At 42.8% G+C, this 15,140-nt stretch carries 14 protein-coding genes and 3 tRNA genes; 14 read left to right on the top strand and 3 right to left on the bottom strand.

Features of this window, described 5'->3' with window-relative positions:
• The first annotated feature begins 50 nt into the window (after positions 1-50).
• The 4 genes from TERMP_RS05980 to TERMP_RS05970 all read left to right on the top strand — a co-directional run bounded on the left by TERMP_RS05980 (position 51) and on the right by TERMP_RS05970 (position 2,997).
• On the top strand, positions 51-1,166 hold the full coding sequence (locus TERMP_RS05980) for a DUF4268 domain-containing protein (protein ID WP_013467473.1): 1,116 nt from the start codon (positions 51-53) through the stop codon (positions 1,164-1,166).
• Between the two features lie 200 nt (positions 1,167-1,366).
• A tRNA-Arg gene (locus tag TERMP_RS05975) sits at positions 1,367-1,443 on the top strand.
• 153 nt (positions 1,444-1,596) lie between these two features.
• On the top strand, positions 1,597-1,734 hold the full coding sequence (locus TERMP_RS11530; protein ID WP_158304566.1) for a hypothetical protein: 138 nt from the start codon (positions 1,597-1,599) through the stop codon (positions 1,732-1,734).
• Positions 1,735-1,854: 120 nt separating this feature from the next.
• Positions 1,855-2,997: a transglutaminase-like domain-containing protein gene (locus TERMP_RS05970; RefSeq protein WP_013467471.1), complete on the top strand. Its 1,143-nt coding sequence runs from the start codon at positions 1,855-1,857 to the stop codon at positions 2,995-2,997.
• 6 nt (positions 2,998-3,003) lie between these two features.
• On the opposite strand, the gene TERMP_RS05965 is transcribed toward TERMP_RS05970, so the two are convergent.
• Positions 3,004-4,152 carry a DEAD/DEAH box helicase gene (locus TERMP_RS05965; RefSeq protein WP_048159944.1) on the bottom strand — a complete coding sequence of 383 codons (1,149 nt, stop codon included), beginning with the start codon at positions 4,150-4,152 and terminating at the stop codon, positions 3,004-3,006.
• A 42-nt stretch (positions 4,153-4,194) separates the two neighbouring features.
• Positions 4,195-4,272: transfer RNA gene (locus TERMP_RS05960), tRNA-Lys, on the bottom strand.
• Between the two features lie 99 nt (positions 4,273-4,371).
• Here TERMP_RS05960 and TERMP_RS05955 point away from each other — a divergent pair.
• The 4 genes from TERMP_RS05955 (at position 4,372) to TERMP_RS11400 (ending at position 5,440) form a co-directional block, all read left to right on the top strand.
• Positions 4,372-4,459 (top strand) — tRNA-Leu (locus TERMP_RS05955).
• Between the two features lie 236 nt (positions 4,460-4,695).
• Positions 4,696-4,974, top strand: a complete 279-nt coding sequence (locus tag TERMP_RS05950) for a ribbon-helix-helix domain-containing protein (protein WP_013467469.1) — start codon at positions 4,696-4,698, stop codon at positions 4,972-4,974.
• On the top strand, positions 4,964-5,338 hold the full coding sequence (locus TERMP_RS05945) for a type II toxin-antitoxin system PemK/MazF family toxin (RefSeq protein ID WP_013467468.1): 375 nt from the start codon (positions 4,964-4,966) through the stop codon (positions 5,336-5,338). The genes TERMP_RS05950 and TERMP_RS05945 overlap by 11 nt, the downstream gene beginning before the upstream one ends.
• Positions 5,339-5,440, top strand: coding sequence for a HepT-like ribonuclease domain-containing protein (locus tag TERMP_RS11400; protein ID WP_081452207.1), 102 nt, complete (start codon positions 5,339-5,341; stop codon positions 5,438-5,440).
• A 37-nt stretch (positions 5,441-5,477) separates the two neighbouring features.
• Here TERMP_RS11400 and TERMP_RS05940 read toward each other — a convergent pair whose 3' ends face one another.
• Entirely contained in the window at positions 5,478-6,605 is a 1,128-nt protein-coding gene (locus TERMP_RS05940) for a tyrosine--tRNA ligase (protein WP_013467467.1), read from the bottom strand.
• A 222-nt stretch (positions 6,606-6,827) separates the two neighbouring features.
• On the opposite strand from TERMP_RS05940, the gene TERMP_RS05935 reads away from it, so the two are divergent.
• From TERMP_RS05935 to TERMP_RS05910, 6 genes are all read left to right on the top strand, one after another.
• Complete coding sequence (locus TERMP_RS05935) at positions 6,828-7,955, top strand: CGP-CTERM sorting domain-containing protein (RefSeq protein ID WP_013467466.1); 1,128 nt, start codon at positions 6,828-6,830, stop codon at positions 7,953-7,955.
• 90 nt (positions 7,956-8,045) lie between these two features.
• Positions 8,046-9,449 (top strand): ABC transporter substrate-binding protein, encoded by a 1,404-nt coding sequence (locus TERMP_RS05930; RefSeq protein ID WP_013467465.1) that lies wholly within the window; start codon positions 8,046-8,048, stop codon positions 9,447-9,449.
• Complete coding sequence (locus tag TERMP_RS05925; RefSeq protein WP_013467464.1) at positions 9,446-11,287, top strand: ABC transporter permease; 1,842 nt, start codon at positions 9,446-9,448, stop codon at positions 11,285-11,287. The genes TERMP_RS05930 and TERMP_RS05925 overlap by 4 nt, the downstream gene beginning before the upstream one ends.
• Before the next feature lie 10 nt (positions 11,288-11,297).
• Entirely contained in the window at positions 11,298-12,359 is a 1,062-nt protein-coding gene (locus tag TERMP_RS05920; RefSeq protein ID WP_013467463.1) for an ABC transporter ATP-binding protein, read from the top strand.
• Between the two features lie 33 nt (positions 12,360-12,392).
• Entirely contained in the window at positions 12,393-13,004 is a 612-nt protein-coding gene (locus TERMP_RS05915) for a DUF447 domain-containing protein (RefSeq protein ID WP_013467462.1), read from the top strand.
• A gap of 95 nt (positions 13,005-13,099) precedes the next feature.
• Positions 13,100-15,076, top strand: a complete 1,977-nt coding sequence (locus TERMP_RS05910; protein WP_013467461.1) for a metallophosphoesterase — start codon at positions 13,100-13,102, stop codon at positions 15,074-15,076.
• The last annotated feature ends 64 nt before the right edge of the window (positions 15,077-15,140 follow it).

The following is a 15,140-nucleotide window of genomic DNA, read 5'->3' as shown; positions in this document are numbered from 1 at the left end:
ATCTTTGGGAAAGAAAAAATTAAATATTTCTTAATGCAAAATTTTCAATTATGAGCTACGTTGTTATTAAAAACAGTAGCAATATAGAAATCATTGAGGAGGAGAACTTTTCAGCTGATAAAAGGGAGGAATATTTGCATAAACTTATTGAGGGAACTCCTCAAATAATTTTAAAAGATATCGCAGAGAGGGATGTTAAAACATTAGCAAGCCATTTAAGACTCCCTAGTGGCGGAGAGCTGGATCTCTTATTGGTAGATTCCAGTGGAAGTCTAACGATAGTGGAATTAAAAAGAGGTAAAGGGCACAGAGAAGCCATTGCTCAGTTGCTCGATTATGCATCTGATCTTCAACAAATGGATGAAAATGAAATTTTTAACTCTGGAAAAACCCAATTTAATTCTTTGGAAGAGGTTTTCAGAAGTTTTTATGGAAATGGAGAGGAATACAGTTATGAAGAGTTTAGACAAAATTTTTTAAAGTCTATTAAAGACCCTATGAAAATCCAACTTGTCTTGGCTTCGTACATAATCGGGGATGATACTAAAAGACTCGTAGAGTGGCTCAGAAATTTTGGAATAAATATCCTTTGCGTAGAGTTCGAGTACTATAAAAGCGAAGACAAAGAGATATTCGTTCCAAAACTATTAGATATTGGAGATATTAAGAAAGCTAGCAGTAAGAAAACACTAACAGAGACACAAAAGAAGTATTTAAGATTCTTTTCTGAAATACTTTCACGATTCAAAGAAATCGAAGAAGGAGCAACTGAGAGAAGAGCAACTTGTGATAATTGGTTACAAATTCCTACTGGGTTTGGTCCGATTCATTTTGAGTGGCTCTTCCGAGGAAGAGAGCCAAACAAGATGTTAGAAGTTGGATTGCACTTTGAAGATGTTAATGAAATGTTAAATCAAAAGTTACTTGAGTATTTCAAGTCTAAAGAGGAGGGTCTCAGAAAGGAGATAATGGATATAAAATTTGGAAAACTTGGGAGTAAGTGGAGAAAAATCTATGTTGAAAAATTGGTCGGCAGTTTAGACAATGCCCTAAATGACGAAAACATAAAAGAGTGGGCAGTAATGATGATGGTCAAATTCTACGAAGTTTTCAAGAAAAGAGGAGAAATAGACAAAGCTATACAGATAGTAAAATCAAGTATATAAAAGTTGTACCATTTATTTTTGTCCTTTTCAGGGAATGAGACTTAAGGATAAGAGAACACAGAAAAAGCAAAGAGATACCGTAAATTGCTTGTAAAAAACATGAAATACGTTCTCATTATACCTCAGACTTATTTTTAATAGTCTTAGCTTCCTTGGGAATCGTAAGATTTATAAATGCAATTAAGCCCATAGAAGTTCGAGGGCCCGTAGCCTAGCAGGATAGGGCGCCGGCCTTCTAAGCCGGAGGTCGCGGGTTCGAATCCCGCCGGGCCCGCCACAACGAAAGACAAGGGGGCTTTGCCCCCTTATCTCTCTGTACTCTCAAACCCCCATAGTGGGGCTTCGCTCCACACCTCGCTTTCTTCTCATCTACTGGGAGGCTACGCCCCCACGACCCTAAGAATTTTGTTTTATAAAGTACTGACAGGGAATGAAATCTGTTCCGATGAAAAGAGCTGGTGAAAGGTATTTGCAAGAATTGTGGAGAGTAATGCTTGCGTTTGTGTTAACACCTGAAGAAGATGCAAAGGATAAAAGAGTAAAGAAGATCGAATTTGCTATTAAATAGCTAGAAGAGGAATATATAAAATAAAGCAGCCAGACTAAGGGAGCTCATGGATAAAACCTACTTAGTGCTCTCGGAACTTTTTAAATCCTCGACACATAACAACCTCTAAGGTGAGATGTTATGAAGCTGCTTAAATTCATGCTCTCAGCACTCATAATAGCACTTGTATTTGTAAGCGGATGCATTCAAATCGAGACAATCACCCAAACAGAAAGATCAACTTCTGAAACTCTTTCTACCCATTCCTCAACAGCTGCTCCTTCCACTCAGACCACCGCTTCAACGGCAGTATTGCCCCAAGTTAACACCACTTCCTCTTGCTCAGACCCTCTCTGGAGATACATCCTCGAAAGGGCAATTCCGTGTGCTTTGAATAAAGAGGAGCTTGCTAAAATAAAGCCCTTAGCTGAGCAGCTTAAAGGTGACAGCTTACAGCAAAGTGCCTGGAACATCTTAGAGTGGGAGAAGGAGCATATCCAATATGACTGGAAAAAGGCATCCCTCCCAGCTCCAGAAATTGAAATGTACAGCAATGGAAGTTTTAAGGTCGTAAAGGGGAAGAACAACACAGTACAAACTCCTTACGAAACGATAATGAAGGGAAAAGGCATCTGCACTGACTATGCAATCCTAACGGCTGGACTGCTTTTGGACATGAACTACTCCCCGGTTTATATTTTCAGCATTAACTTCACGAATAGTGATACCGGGCATGCGGCAGCTGTAATAGAAATTGAAGGCTGGTACTTTGTCTTAGATCAGCACCCTCCCGCCATGGATTTGGGGGCATATTACCGGTACTGGAAGGAGAAAGGGAAAATAATTTCAAATGCAACAATTTACGAAATCAAGCTTGTAAATGGCAGTGCTGAAGTAAAGAGCTTAGGAATTGTTTCTGGGATAGAGTTCCTAAAGCAGGATTACAAGTTCACCAATGCAGATGCACAGGCAATTTTTGGAAGCTTGACATCAGTAATTTTGAGGAGCTTTCCAAACTTGAGGCTTGATGAGAAACTTCAGTCACTTTCTCAAGGCATACTGCCGGAGGGCTATTCTGAAGGAAAAGTCTGGACATTCAGATTTGAAAAGTTTGTTGAATATTATAACCCTCTGTTCCATGAACAGCTGATCGAATATCTTTACAATATTATAATTTCAGACCCAGAAGTTGGAGCTGACTTAGAACAGTATTCAGCGTTTTGGATTGAGATAAGAGAAGAGGGGGAGAACCTTAAAATAATTCTTGATATTGCCAAGTCTTGACAAATCTCAGTATATCTTTCTTGAGTCTCTCCTCTTTTCTCTGTCTATACTTTCTTGAAGCTTTGATTTCTTTATGCTAACTTTTGCAATGTTCTCAATGTACCTTAACCTCCTGTACTCTCCCGGCATGATGAAAGTTATTGCTTTTCCTTTTTTGCCCGCTCTTCCTGTTCTGCCAATCCTGTGTATATACATTTCAGCGTTTTGTGGCAAAGAATAGTTTACAATGTGGGTGATGTCTTGAACATCTATTCCTCTTGCAGCAACATCTGTGGCAACTAAGATGTTTATCTTTCGCCTTTTAAAGCGCATCAGAGCCCTTTCTCTGCTTTTTTGACTCATATCTCCGTTTAAAGCTTCAGCGCTATATCCTATACGTGCAAGCTTTTCTGCCAGTATCCTGGTCTCCCTCTTCGTTTGGCAGAAGACTATCCCATAGAATTCACTGTTTAGTATTCTTTCCAACACGGATATTTTTCTTGCTGGTACGACTTCAATATACTCCTGCTCCACAAGGTTTGGAACTGGCTCGTCGCTGCTTGTTCTTATCAGTTCATATTCCTTCATGTATCGTTTTGCTAATTTCAAAACTTCACGGGGCATCGTTGCTGAAAACATGAGAACACGCTTATCCCTTGGTGTTTCTCTGAATATTGCTCTTATATCGTCTATGAAACCCATATCAAGCATTCTGTCAGCTTCATCTAAGATGAAGTATTGAATTCCGTCAAGCCTCAATGTGCCCCTCCTGATGTGGTCGAGAACTCTTCCAGGAGTTCCAACCACTATGTGGGCTCCTTTTCTAAGGGCTCTTATCTGAGGACCTATTGGCTGTCCTCCGTACACTGAAAGAACTTTTATCCTTTTCTTGCCTCTAAGAGACTTTATCTCGTCAGCTACTTGAAGAGCAAGCTCTCTTGTTGGCGTTAAAATTATTGCTTGGACTTCCCTTTCATACTCGTTGATAACATCCACAAGCGGTAATGCGAATGATGCTGTTTTTCCAGTTCCTGTCTGTGATTGTCCAACTATATCTGCATCTCCTCTTAAGAAAAGAGGGATAACTTCCCTCTGAATGTCTGTAGGTTCTGAGAACCCTTTTCTTCTGACTGCTCCCAGTGTATTTTCTGAGAGTCCTAATTTTTCAAAACTCATTTTCTTGTCTCCGAAAAGCACTCCAGAAGAAGTGCAGCTTGTTGGCGGGCCGGGGGGGATTTGAACCCCCGACCTGCGGATTAAGAGTCCGCCGCTCTAACCAGGCTAAGCTACCGGCCCGCGTCCAAAATCATTGGGAGTTGAGAGTTTTATAAATTTTTCGGTAACAGCAAACAGAAAACTTTATAAGCTGATTTTAACCGAAATATTTTGGCTTGAGCGGGGGTTGCCGAGCCTGGTCAAAGGCGCGGGATTGAGGGTCCCGTCCCGTAGGGGTTCCGGGGTTCAAATCCCCGCCCCCGCACCACAAACTTTTCTGACGAAAAGTTTCATCAAAAGTCCCTGAGTGTTTTGGAAGTGCTGATGTTGCTGTGGAATTCCCTTGAAAAAGATCATCTAAGTTAACGTTCAAGGAGCACCACCAGAGTAAAGATGTGTTCACGGAAGTATTCATGAATCTTTGTTTTAAAAAGAGTGTCTAATCTTAACTGTCTCCAAAAGCTTTATATTTGTGTCTGACAATAAGGCTACAAGGTGATCTAAATGTCTGCTTCAAGTGTAAAGATAACCGTAAGAATTCCCGCTGGAATAGCAAAGATGATAGATGAACTTGTAGAGGCTGGACTGTACTCCAACAGAAGTGAGGTGGTCAAAGAAGCCTTAAGGGAGTTTGTACTTTCAAAGAAGATTCCTAACGCTAAATCTCAGGATGAGGACGAGAAGTTTATAAAAAGCATGCTCAAGGTGATCGAGCCAATTCTCGCCGAGGACTGGAATAATGACCCAGATGATTACGTGGGAGGAGTACCTTATGAGCCCTGATCCTCCAAAGGTAATCCAGCAGTGGGAAGTAGTTACTATGGATTTCCCTTTTACCGATAAAACCCAAAAGAAGACCAGACCAGTTTTGGTTATCTCAAATACGGATTTCAACCGGATCAGCAACAGTTTGGTTGTGGTTCAAATAAGCACAAACCTAAACAGCGGACTTAGGGAATACAATGTGGAGCTAACTGAGGAAGACATAAATCTTTACCCCAGAGGTTACCTTAAGAAGAAAAGCATTATAAAGCCGTATATCGTCTTCTCTGTGGCAAAGGGAATAGTGAGAGCTCGGGTAGGATTGCTTTCAAGCGAAAAAGTTGAAGATGTTAAAAGGGTTATTCGGAAGCTTTATCGTTTGTAGATGTTCTGTTATGTTGGACTCAGAAACATTTTGATACACCAATACTTTGGAATTGACGTAGAGTTAATATGGGATATCATCAAAAATAAGCTCCCGATTTAAAAGAGAAAATAGGAAAATTGTCAGAAGGGATTTAGGCTCATCTCGTAATCTTAACTTCCTTCATCAGCTCTAAAGGCTCTGGGTGCTTTTCAAAGTACTCTCTGACCGGCTTGAGGAGCTCTATCAGGTATTCGGCAACCGCATTCTTTAAGTCAAGTGGGTGCAGCTTTCCTTCAGCAAAGTCCTTCTTGAGCTCTTCAAACGTTGTATAAGTTACATCACCACCGAACTTGGCTGGTCTGTGAATGGTAAATTCAGTGGGCTCCTCACGGAAGATTATATGCTCTGCCCAATCAAGAACTGGATTGTATCTGACTTCTCTTGCAGGACAGAATGCCTTCCTAAGCTTCTGCCTGATCTCTTCAGGGCTGTCGTGTATGAAAACAGCGGAGTATGGCTTTGACTTGCTCATCTTCATTGCTGCTTTAATCTCTTTGAACTCCTCTTCGCTCTCAATTGGCCACTTCGGAGGCTCTTGTAATCCGAGCAGGAGGTGGTGGTGAACTGCAACGGGCTTGTATTTCTTGCCTTCCCAGATAAGCGGATGGTACTTCAGCTTTTCAGCGACTTCTATTGCAATGACATGAGCCTTTCTTTGATCCATTCCAGCGTGTGCGATGTTAACTCCTTGGTAGAATATGTCAGCAACCTGCATCATCGGGTAGATCAGCTTTGCAAAGTCTATTGCCTCTCCCATCTGCCTGCCCATGATCGTGATGGAACGCATAACCCTGCTTAACGTAACGTTCTTTGAAATGTCAATGACGGTCTGCCAGTAGTCGCCTTTTTCAAGAATCTCACTCGCTAAGACGAACTCCACCTTATCTGGATCTCCGCCCATAACTTTGATGCTCTGCTTCATTCCTTCTTTAAAGTAAGTTAAAGCTACTTTTTGAATCGTCTCGAGGTCTCCTCCAAGTTTATCGTTAATCCAGCTGTGCCAGTCCGCTAAGAATATCCTTGTTTTTATACCCGCTTTCTGGAAGTCAGCGATTTTCGCACCTGCCATTAATCCAGTACCGAGATGAATGTAACCGCTTATTTCAAATCCGATATAATGCTGAAGAGGAACGCCCATTTCCAAGAGCTGCCTCAGATTCTTTACGGTCAGTACTTCCTCAGTTGGCTTTCTTGTTATCAGTTCGATCTTTTTCTCTATGTCCATTTGCACCACCTAAGCCAAAAATGGTTTTATCCTTTAAGGCATTTACGCATTGAGGTCTGTCATACAATTTAAACAGCTACAGATGTACGATGCTGTCTCTCAATGCTGATTATCTAAACATTTACCAATATAAATTCGGGTTCCTTGGTACACATTGTTACCTAATGGAGATTCAATAAGATTTATAACTCCTTTATACGTTAAACATTTTTGGTGAACGCCATGAAGAAGCTTGCAGTACTGTTGTCAGTTTTTGTTCTGTTTGGGCTGTTTGGAGTCGCTTTTGCCAGTGCAGCAACAGTTGCTGTGGATTTGGCACACGGTGAAAACGACAAGTACCTTGCAGGGGATGTTATTGACAGAGATACAAATGAAACTTTAGCACATGGGATTGTGAAGACAATTACTGACGTGAAGTGGGCATACTTTGGTGATCCTGCTGCTGCCGATACACTGGGAATCCCACACCTTGGCGATAAAATTACCGCCGATGCCCTCAAGGGCGTTGACATGCTTATTATCGGTCAGCCATCAAGCCCATTCGAACCAGATGAAATACAAGCAATTGCAGAATGGTTCAAGCAGGGTGGCAAAGTCCTCTGGATTGCTGGTGACAGCGACTACGGAAGCGGTGTACAGGTTCAGGAGACAGTTAACGCTCTCCTCGACCAGCTTGGAATCGGTCACCTCAGGTTAGACCTCTGTTCAGTTGAAGACCCAGTAAGCAACGCTGGAGCAGGATACAGAGTTGTTGGTATCGTTAATCCAGATCCAAACACACCAGACGCAAGCATGATCACTCAAGGCTTTAAGCATGGAGGAAAAGTCCTCTATCACGGTCCTGGCGTTGTTGCTTACGTCGATGACCAAGGGAACTGGCATACCTTGACAGATAACATCCCAGAGAATGTCTACAGAATCGTCAAAACTTCAAAGGACGGTACAATCGTTGAGAACAACGATCCACCGGCAAATGCATACATGGCCGGTGACACTGGTGTATTCCCACTCTTAGCGGTTGAGTTTGTTAAGCTTGACAACGGAAAGCAGAGCTTGCTCATTGTTAGCGGTGAATCACCATATGGAGATTATGAGCCAACATGGGCGCCAAAGTACCACGGAGTTCCACTTGACGGTCCAACCTTCGTTACAAACTTCATCCACTGGGCACTTAAAGAAGCAAGCAAGGTGGAGGAGAAGCCAACAGAGACAACAACAGAAAAGCCAACAGAGACTGAAAAGCCAACTGAAACAGGCACTTCAGCTCCAGCTACAACCAGCAAGACATGCGGTCCAGCAGTTCTTGTTGGATTGGCATTAATCCCACTCCTACTGAGAAAAAGAAAGTGAATTTTTCTCTTTAAATCTTTAATTTTTGACATTTTTTTGTGGCAAAAATTTAAAGAAGCTTTTGTAAAACTCCCTCAGAGGTGAGTCAAAATGAAAAAAGGCATTGCCCTTTCCCTTGTGCTGCTGTTTCTCGTTAGTATAGTATCCGGATGCATTGGTGGTGGAGAACAAAGCACTACCGCAACAAGCACATCAAAACCCAGTGGGGGAATAACCTTAATCGTTCTGACGAGACATGACACAACAATTCAGATGCTGGCAAAAGAGGCTTTTCTGAAAAGCGACATCGCAAAGAAGTACAACATCGTAAACATTAAGTTTATTAAGGCTCCAGACTCCCAGTGGCCTGCATTGATTAAGAGAGGTGCTGATATCGGGTGGGGAGGAGGACCAACACTGTTTGATGACCTCTTTAAGCAGGGTTATTTAGCCCCAATTACAGATGAGAAGGTTCTTGGTCTTCTTGGAACACAGATAAAAGAAGACATCGCCGGAATGCCAATGGTAAGAAAAGGAAAGGATGGAAAGGTTTACTGGATTGCAGCTGCACTTTCGTCATTCGGTTTCACCGTGAACAAGGATGTCCTGAAGAGGTGGAACCTCCCAATGCCCGAAAAGTGGGAGGATATAGCAAGTGAGACATTTGCTTTGGATCCACCGCAGGTTGGTATCGCAGATCCAACAAGAAGTACATCAAACACAAGAATCTATCAGATCATCCTTCAAGCTTTTGGCTGGGACGAAGGATGGAAGGTTCTCACAATCATAGCTGCAAACTCAAAGATTTATGATGCAAGTGACGCTGTTAGAGAGGCAGTTATAGCTGGTGATATAGCTGTTGGAAATACAATTGACTTCTATGGATATACAGCAATGAAGCTCAACCCTGCATGTATCTATATCATACCCAAAGGAGAAAGCATAATCAATGGTGATCCCATCGCTTTGCTTAAGAACTCTCAGCACCCGGAGGCTGCTCAGGCTTTCATATACTGGGTTCTCACTGATGGACAGAAGATCTGGCTCAATGAAGATGTCAACAGGCTTCCAGTAAACCCTGCAGTCTTCGACACTCCTGAGGGGCAGAAGAGACCAGATTTGAAGAAAGCTTACGAATTGGCTCTTCAGACTCAGGGTATTCAGTTTGACGATGCAAGGGCACTGGCAACTGTCTATGCGATGCAGTTCTACTTTAAGGCGACACTCGTTGATGCAAACCAAGAGCTCCACAGGGCATGGGTTGCCCTTGTCCAGGCATACAAGCAGGGTAAGATTAGTAAGGACAAGTATGAACAGCTTAAAGCACAGCTTTTGGCTCCGATACAGTTTAAAGACCCAGATACAGGAAAAATGGTTACCTTTACTGAAGACTATGCAAAGAAAATAAATGAAAGACTTATAAAGGATCCCGGGTTTAAAGACACACTCATGCAGGAGTGGAGAGATGCCGCAAGGGCTAAGTATAACAAAGTATTATCGGAGGTGCAAGGATGAGGGTAAGCAAGTGGAGCGAAAAGCTTTTTGGAACGCCACTTTTTGAACCTCTCGTTTCCTTTTCCTACCTTTTCCCCCTACTGTATATAGTCGTGTTTTTAATAATACCCGTTTTGGCTATGCTTGCAATAGCATTTAGCCATGAGGGGCACTTCTCCCTCTACTGGTTTAAGAGCATATTAACCTCAAGTTATTATGTACAATTCCCGCCCCAAGGAGACTTTGCAATAAAAACAGTTACTGCGACTGGAGAGACCGTGTATTTAATCAGGGGAATAGATTTTGGAGTTGTCATCAACTCGCTTGTAGTTGCCGCCCTTGTGACGCTTTTAGCTTCCTTAATGGGAACGATCTTTGCCTTTATAATGGCGAGATATGAGTTTAAAGGGAAAAATTTCTTTAGAATTGCCCTGTTTATTCCCCTGCTGGTTACTCCATTCGTCAATGCATATGTCATTAAGAAGATGTTCCTTGACACAGGTTTAATCAACTACATTTTCTATGAGCTTCTCCATATCCTGCCGTTTAGGATTAAAATTGATGGTCTGGCAGGTGTTGTGTTAGCCCAAGCAATGACCTACTACCCAATAGTGTATCTCAACGCATATGCAAGCTTTATCAACATTGATCCCACATTGGAGGAGCAGGCAGAGAATCTCGGGAGCAGGGGGTTCCATTTGTTTAGAACAGTAACATTTCCATTAGCTTTGCCAGGTATAGCGGCTGGTGCAACGCTTGTGTTTATCTTCAGCCTTGAAGATTTAGCAGCACCAATCGTCTTCCAAGGTGATCCTTTGGCTAAGAAGCTGATGTCCTATCAAATCTTCAGCAAATTCCTCTATGGTCTGGGTGAAAGGAGTCCTGAAATTGCGGCATTGTCAATTATAATGCTCACCTTAGCTGTACTCGCATTCCTTGGAATCAGGAAGTATGTCAGCTTGAGACAGTACGCTATGCTCAGCAAAGGCGGAAGATGGAAGCCGAGAGTCAGCAAACCAAAACCATGGCAGGCTGCGATAATTTATGTGGTTTTACTTCCTCTGTTGCTCCTAACAATATTTCCACAAATCGGTGTTGTCCTGCTGGCATTCTCCAAGCAGTGGAGCGTTACTGTAATGCCCCAAGGATTTACAACGGAATACGTCAAGCAGATGCTCTTCAACCCTGATGTCAGGAGATACATCATAAACAGCCTGATGTATTCAGGTGCCGCTGTTGTGCTTATCGTGCTTCTCTCAGTTACATCATCATATGCAACCAGCAGGTTCAAAGGAATCTTAACCCCAGTGCTTGAAAGCTTGGTCATAATCCCAATAGCCGTTCCAGGTATAGTTGTGGCAATGGGCTACTTCTACTTCTTCTCACAAGTGTTCCCCAACACTCCACTGGATCCAACGAATATCTTCAGCTTCAACCCAGCCTTTGTGCTTATATTGGCATATTCAATAAGAAGGCTGCCGTTCTCAGCTCGTTCTGTATATGCAGGACTTCAGCAGGTTCATGTTTCCCTTGAGGAGGCTTCAATGAACCTTGGAGCGAGCAGATGGAAAACAGTAACAGGTATTTTGCTGCCCCTGATATCACTTAATGTCTTTGGCGGTGCAATGCTCAGCTTCGTTTACTCAATGAGCGAAACAAGCGTTGGTATTACACTGGGTTCACTCAACATGCAGTATGCACCGATTACAGCGTTCATGAAGGACATCATGATGTCTGCTGCCGGAAGTGCCCAGCTTGCTGCAGCTCTGGGTGTGCTGTTAATTACAGTCCAGATACTCTCAATTGTGTTGGTTAACATAATCACCAAGCAGAGGTATGCATTCATAGGATTAACATGAGGTGAGAAAGTTGGTTGAAGTCAAACTTGAGAATATTGTTAAGACCTTTGGGGAAACTGTGGCATTGAAGGGAATAGATCTTCACATAAAGCACGGTGAGCTCTTTACTCTGCTCGGCCCAAGTGGATGTGGGAAATCCACAACGCTGAGAATAATTGCAGGTCTCGACTTTCCAGACAAGGGAAGGATATTCTTTGATGATCAAGAAGTTACCTACCTGAGCTCAAGCGAAAGGGGAGCAGTCTTAGTGTTCCAGAACTATGCGCTCTGGCCTCATATGACGGTTTATGACAACATTGCATACGGTCTCAAGATCAAGAAGCTTCCAAAGGATGAAATCGAGAAAAAAGTCAGATGGGCACTTCAGCTGGTAAAGCTTGAAGGGTTTGAAGATCGTTATCCTACTCAGCTCAGCGGTGGTCAGCAGCAGAGAGTTGCCATAGCGAGAGCTATAGTAGTTGAACCCAAATTGCTCCTCCTCGATGAACCCCTTTCGAACCTTGATGCAAAGCTCAGACTTGAGATGCGTTCTGAAATCAGGAGAATTCAACGTGAGCTGGGAATAACAGTGCTTTACGTTACACACGACCAAGAAGAAGCAATGGCAATAAGTGACAGGATAGCTGTCATGAACGTTGGAACTGTCGAGCAGGTGGGAACGCCGAGGGAAATCTATGAGAAGCCAAAGACTGAATTTGTTGCATCATTTATGGGTAAGACAAACGTAATTCCAGCAAAAGTTGTTGAGAGGGAGGGAGACAAAGTTACTGTCGAGTTCGAGCACTTCAGACTTGAAGGAGTAACATACACTGATAAGAGCGACAAAGTTGTCATTGTTATAAGACCAGAGCGTATCAGTTTAAAGCCAATTGAAAATGCAGTGAAGCTTGAAGGGAAAGTTGATCTCATTGAATACTATGGATTCTTCATTGAGGTCGTTGGAATGTTTGGAGAGACCAGAATCATAGCAAGGACAATAAGTGACAAAGATGTAATGAGCCTAAAACCTCAAGGTCCGGTTACCTTCTACATAAACAAGGACGACATTCTTGTTTTACCAAAACAGCTTTAACTTTCTTTTCTTAACTCCATTCTTGGTGAGAGCATGGAAATTTTGGATTTATTTGAGGAAGGGAAGGTATATGAGGTTCTGCTGGTAACGAAGTCTAATGTAACCCCGATAGGGGTTGTCCGAAGAGGAGATAGCTTGTATTTCAAGCTTTTTTGGGGAAAGAGTTTTCGGGAAATCAAGGAGCATCCTTTTGGAGTTATCCACATTACCCAGGATGTGGAGCTTCTGATAAAAGCTGCGCTGAACATTCCAATTAATGCAGAGTTTGAAAACACGAAGGTAATACCATTGAAAAGAATCAAAAACCTGAGCTGGGTTGAGGGTAGAATAGAGCTCAAGGAGGCTGAGATTGAAGATGAGCTCGGAAAAAGCAAAGTGCTGAAATGCAAGTTTATCCCTCTTTACGGTGAGATTATTTCTGCAATTACGAAACCTCTCAGCAGAGCAGATTTTGTTTTGCTGGAGATGGCAGTTCATTTAACAAGGCTGTTTGTTGCAACAAGAAGGCACAAAGTTGAAACTGCTCAAAAGCTGTACTCAAAAATATGGCAGGGATACCAGGAATATAGGAGATTAGGGGGAAAAAGTGAACTTGCAGAGAAGATTATGGGATTGGCATTAATTTCAGTTAGATGGAACTCATAGTGTTAAATCCAATTCTATTTTCTTCCACTGTTACACAAGTTTATGTTGGATAAGGTTTTATAGAGAAACAGAGCAATTTTTTATTCGGTGATGGCATGAGGAAGGGGATAGCACTACTTTTGGTTTTGATGGTATTTTCTATGTTCCAAGCTGTGCAAGTAGAGGCAGCAACACTTTATCCCCTTGACGTCCTTCAGTACCCGGCACCTGGAGCACCAGCAGTGGCAATTCCAGGGGATACAATTACCGTTAAAGCACAACCTGGGGTTGAAATCACTGGGCTCTCAATAGTTTCAATTCTCCATGGGCCTTATGAATTGCAAATAGTTGAGAAGAACGGTGATGAGCTTAAAGTTAAAATCCCAGAGAATGTTGCTCCAGACGACTACTTCCTTATCGTGCAATCAAACAAAGGTAAAGTCATTGTCCCCAATGGCGTCTGGGTTCTTAAGGAGTATCCGAAGGTTCTCAGGATTGCACATGGGAGCGACCTTCACGTTACAAGCGGAGCAAAGATTGGCTATGTTAACGGAGAAAAGTTCTGCAGAAGCATCTTCAAGTGCGGTGAGGGGGCAATACCTCTTCACAGCTATGTAGCTGATGACAGCTTCTTCACCTATTGGGGAATGAATCCAAATGTTGATGTCATAATCGCAACGGGTGACGTAGTTGATACTGCCGGCGACAGCAAGGCTTACGGGTATCTTCTTGGACTCATGGAAAATGCAATTGCCGCAGGAAAGCCAACAATAATAGTCAAGGGTAACCACGATGATCCTCCAAAATACTTCTCAAAGATGATTGCACCACCGACATACTATCTCACAATTGGCAAGTTCATAATAATTGCACTCGACTCAGACAACGAGAGATCACATCCAACAATGGAGCAACTTGAATGGATGGAGAAGATACTTGAGCAGAACCCAGACAAAATACCAATTATCATAGTGCACCACCCATACTGGTACAAGACACCGGAGGGGAGAAGCGGAAAGATAGAAGGGATGAGCGTCTTCGAGGACTGGGATAAGATTGCTCCACTCGTAAGCTGGTACTGGATAGGCGGTAAGGAAAGGAAGACAGAGGATATTGCAAAACGCTTCCTTGAGGATGTTGAGAAGTACAACATAAAGCTTGTCCTAAGCGGACACGTTCACGCAGATTACGTCCAAGTTTATGTTGATAAGAAAGGCAACGAGCACTGGTTTGTAACATCCACCACAACAGGTGCACCAGATAAAAGAGAGAAGGACAACTGGTACGGCTCAAGAATCGTGGAAATCGATGAGAACGGAAACGTAAGGCTGCCTGGAATTAAGGATATGTTCGGCACAATATTCGGCCCAATAAGTTCGTTCCCAATTCCCCAGGAGTTTATAGTCTTCAGACACACAACCGACTTCGGTTCGGCAATCAAATTTGTGAACGAGTTTAAAGAGGCAAGCGGAAAATTGGCTGTTGTTGTGCCAAACGGAGCAAAAGTGGATGCAGGTGCAACAACCGTCAAATACAAGGTTCTTGGAGAGAGAACAATTGGCGACAAGCACTACATGCTCCTTGAAGTTACTGTTCCAAAGGGTGTCAGTCAGCTTGTCATTACAAAGGGCAAGGACACAGAAAAGCCACAGGTCAGCATTGCCTACACTTCACCCGCCAAGCCGGTAAAAGGAAAGCCGTTTAAGGTCTACTTCAAGGCAAGCGACAATCTGGGAATCAAAGACCTATACGTTGAAATTGAAGCCAACGGTGAAGTTAAGAAATACCCAGCGGAGCCAACCAAGGGTGGACCAAACGTGGACTACTTCCTTGCACAGATTCCTGGAGTTAATGCAGATGAGTACACAATCAGAGTAGTTGCAATTGACTTCTACGGCAACAAGGCTGTTGCTGAAAAAGTCATGGGCAAGCCAACTCCCACTTCAACTACAAAGACAACAACCACAACAACTTCACAAACTTCAAGTGAAAGCTCACCCACAACCCAAACAGCTACCCAAGCCTCAACATGTGGTCCAGCAGTTCTTGTTGGATTAGCATTGATCCCGCTGCTCTTGAGAAAAAGAAAGTGAGCTTTTTCCTTCTTTCTTTGTCTTTTCTACAATATTGTGAAGAGAAGAGTTTTTAAACTATTAT

The sequence above is a fragment of the Thermococcus barophilus MP genome (assembly GCF_000151105.2).
In the GTDB taxonomy this organism is placed as follows: Archaea; Methanobacteriota_B; Thermococci; order Thermococcales; family Thermococcaceae; genus Thermococcus_B; species Thermococcus_B barophilus.
The sequence above is the reverse complement of the archived record's forward strand: the minus strand, read 5'-3'. Positions and strand labels throughout refer to the sequence as shown.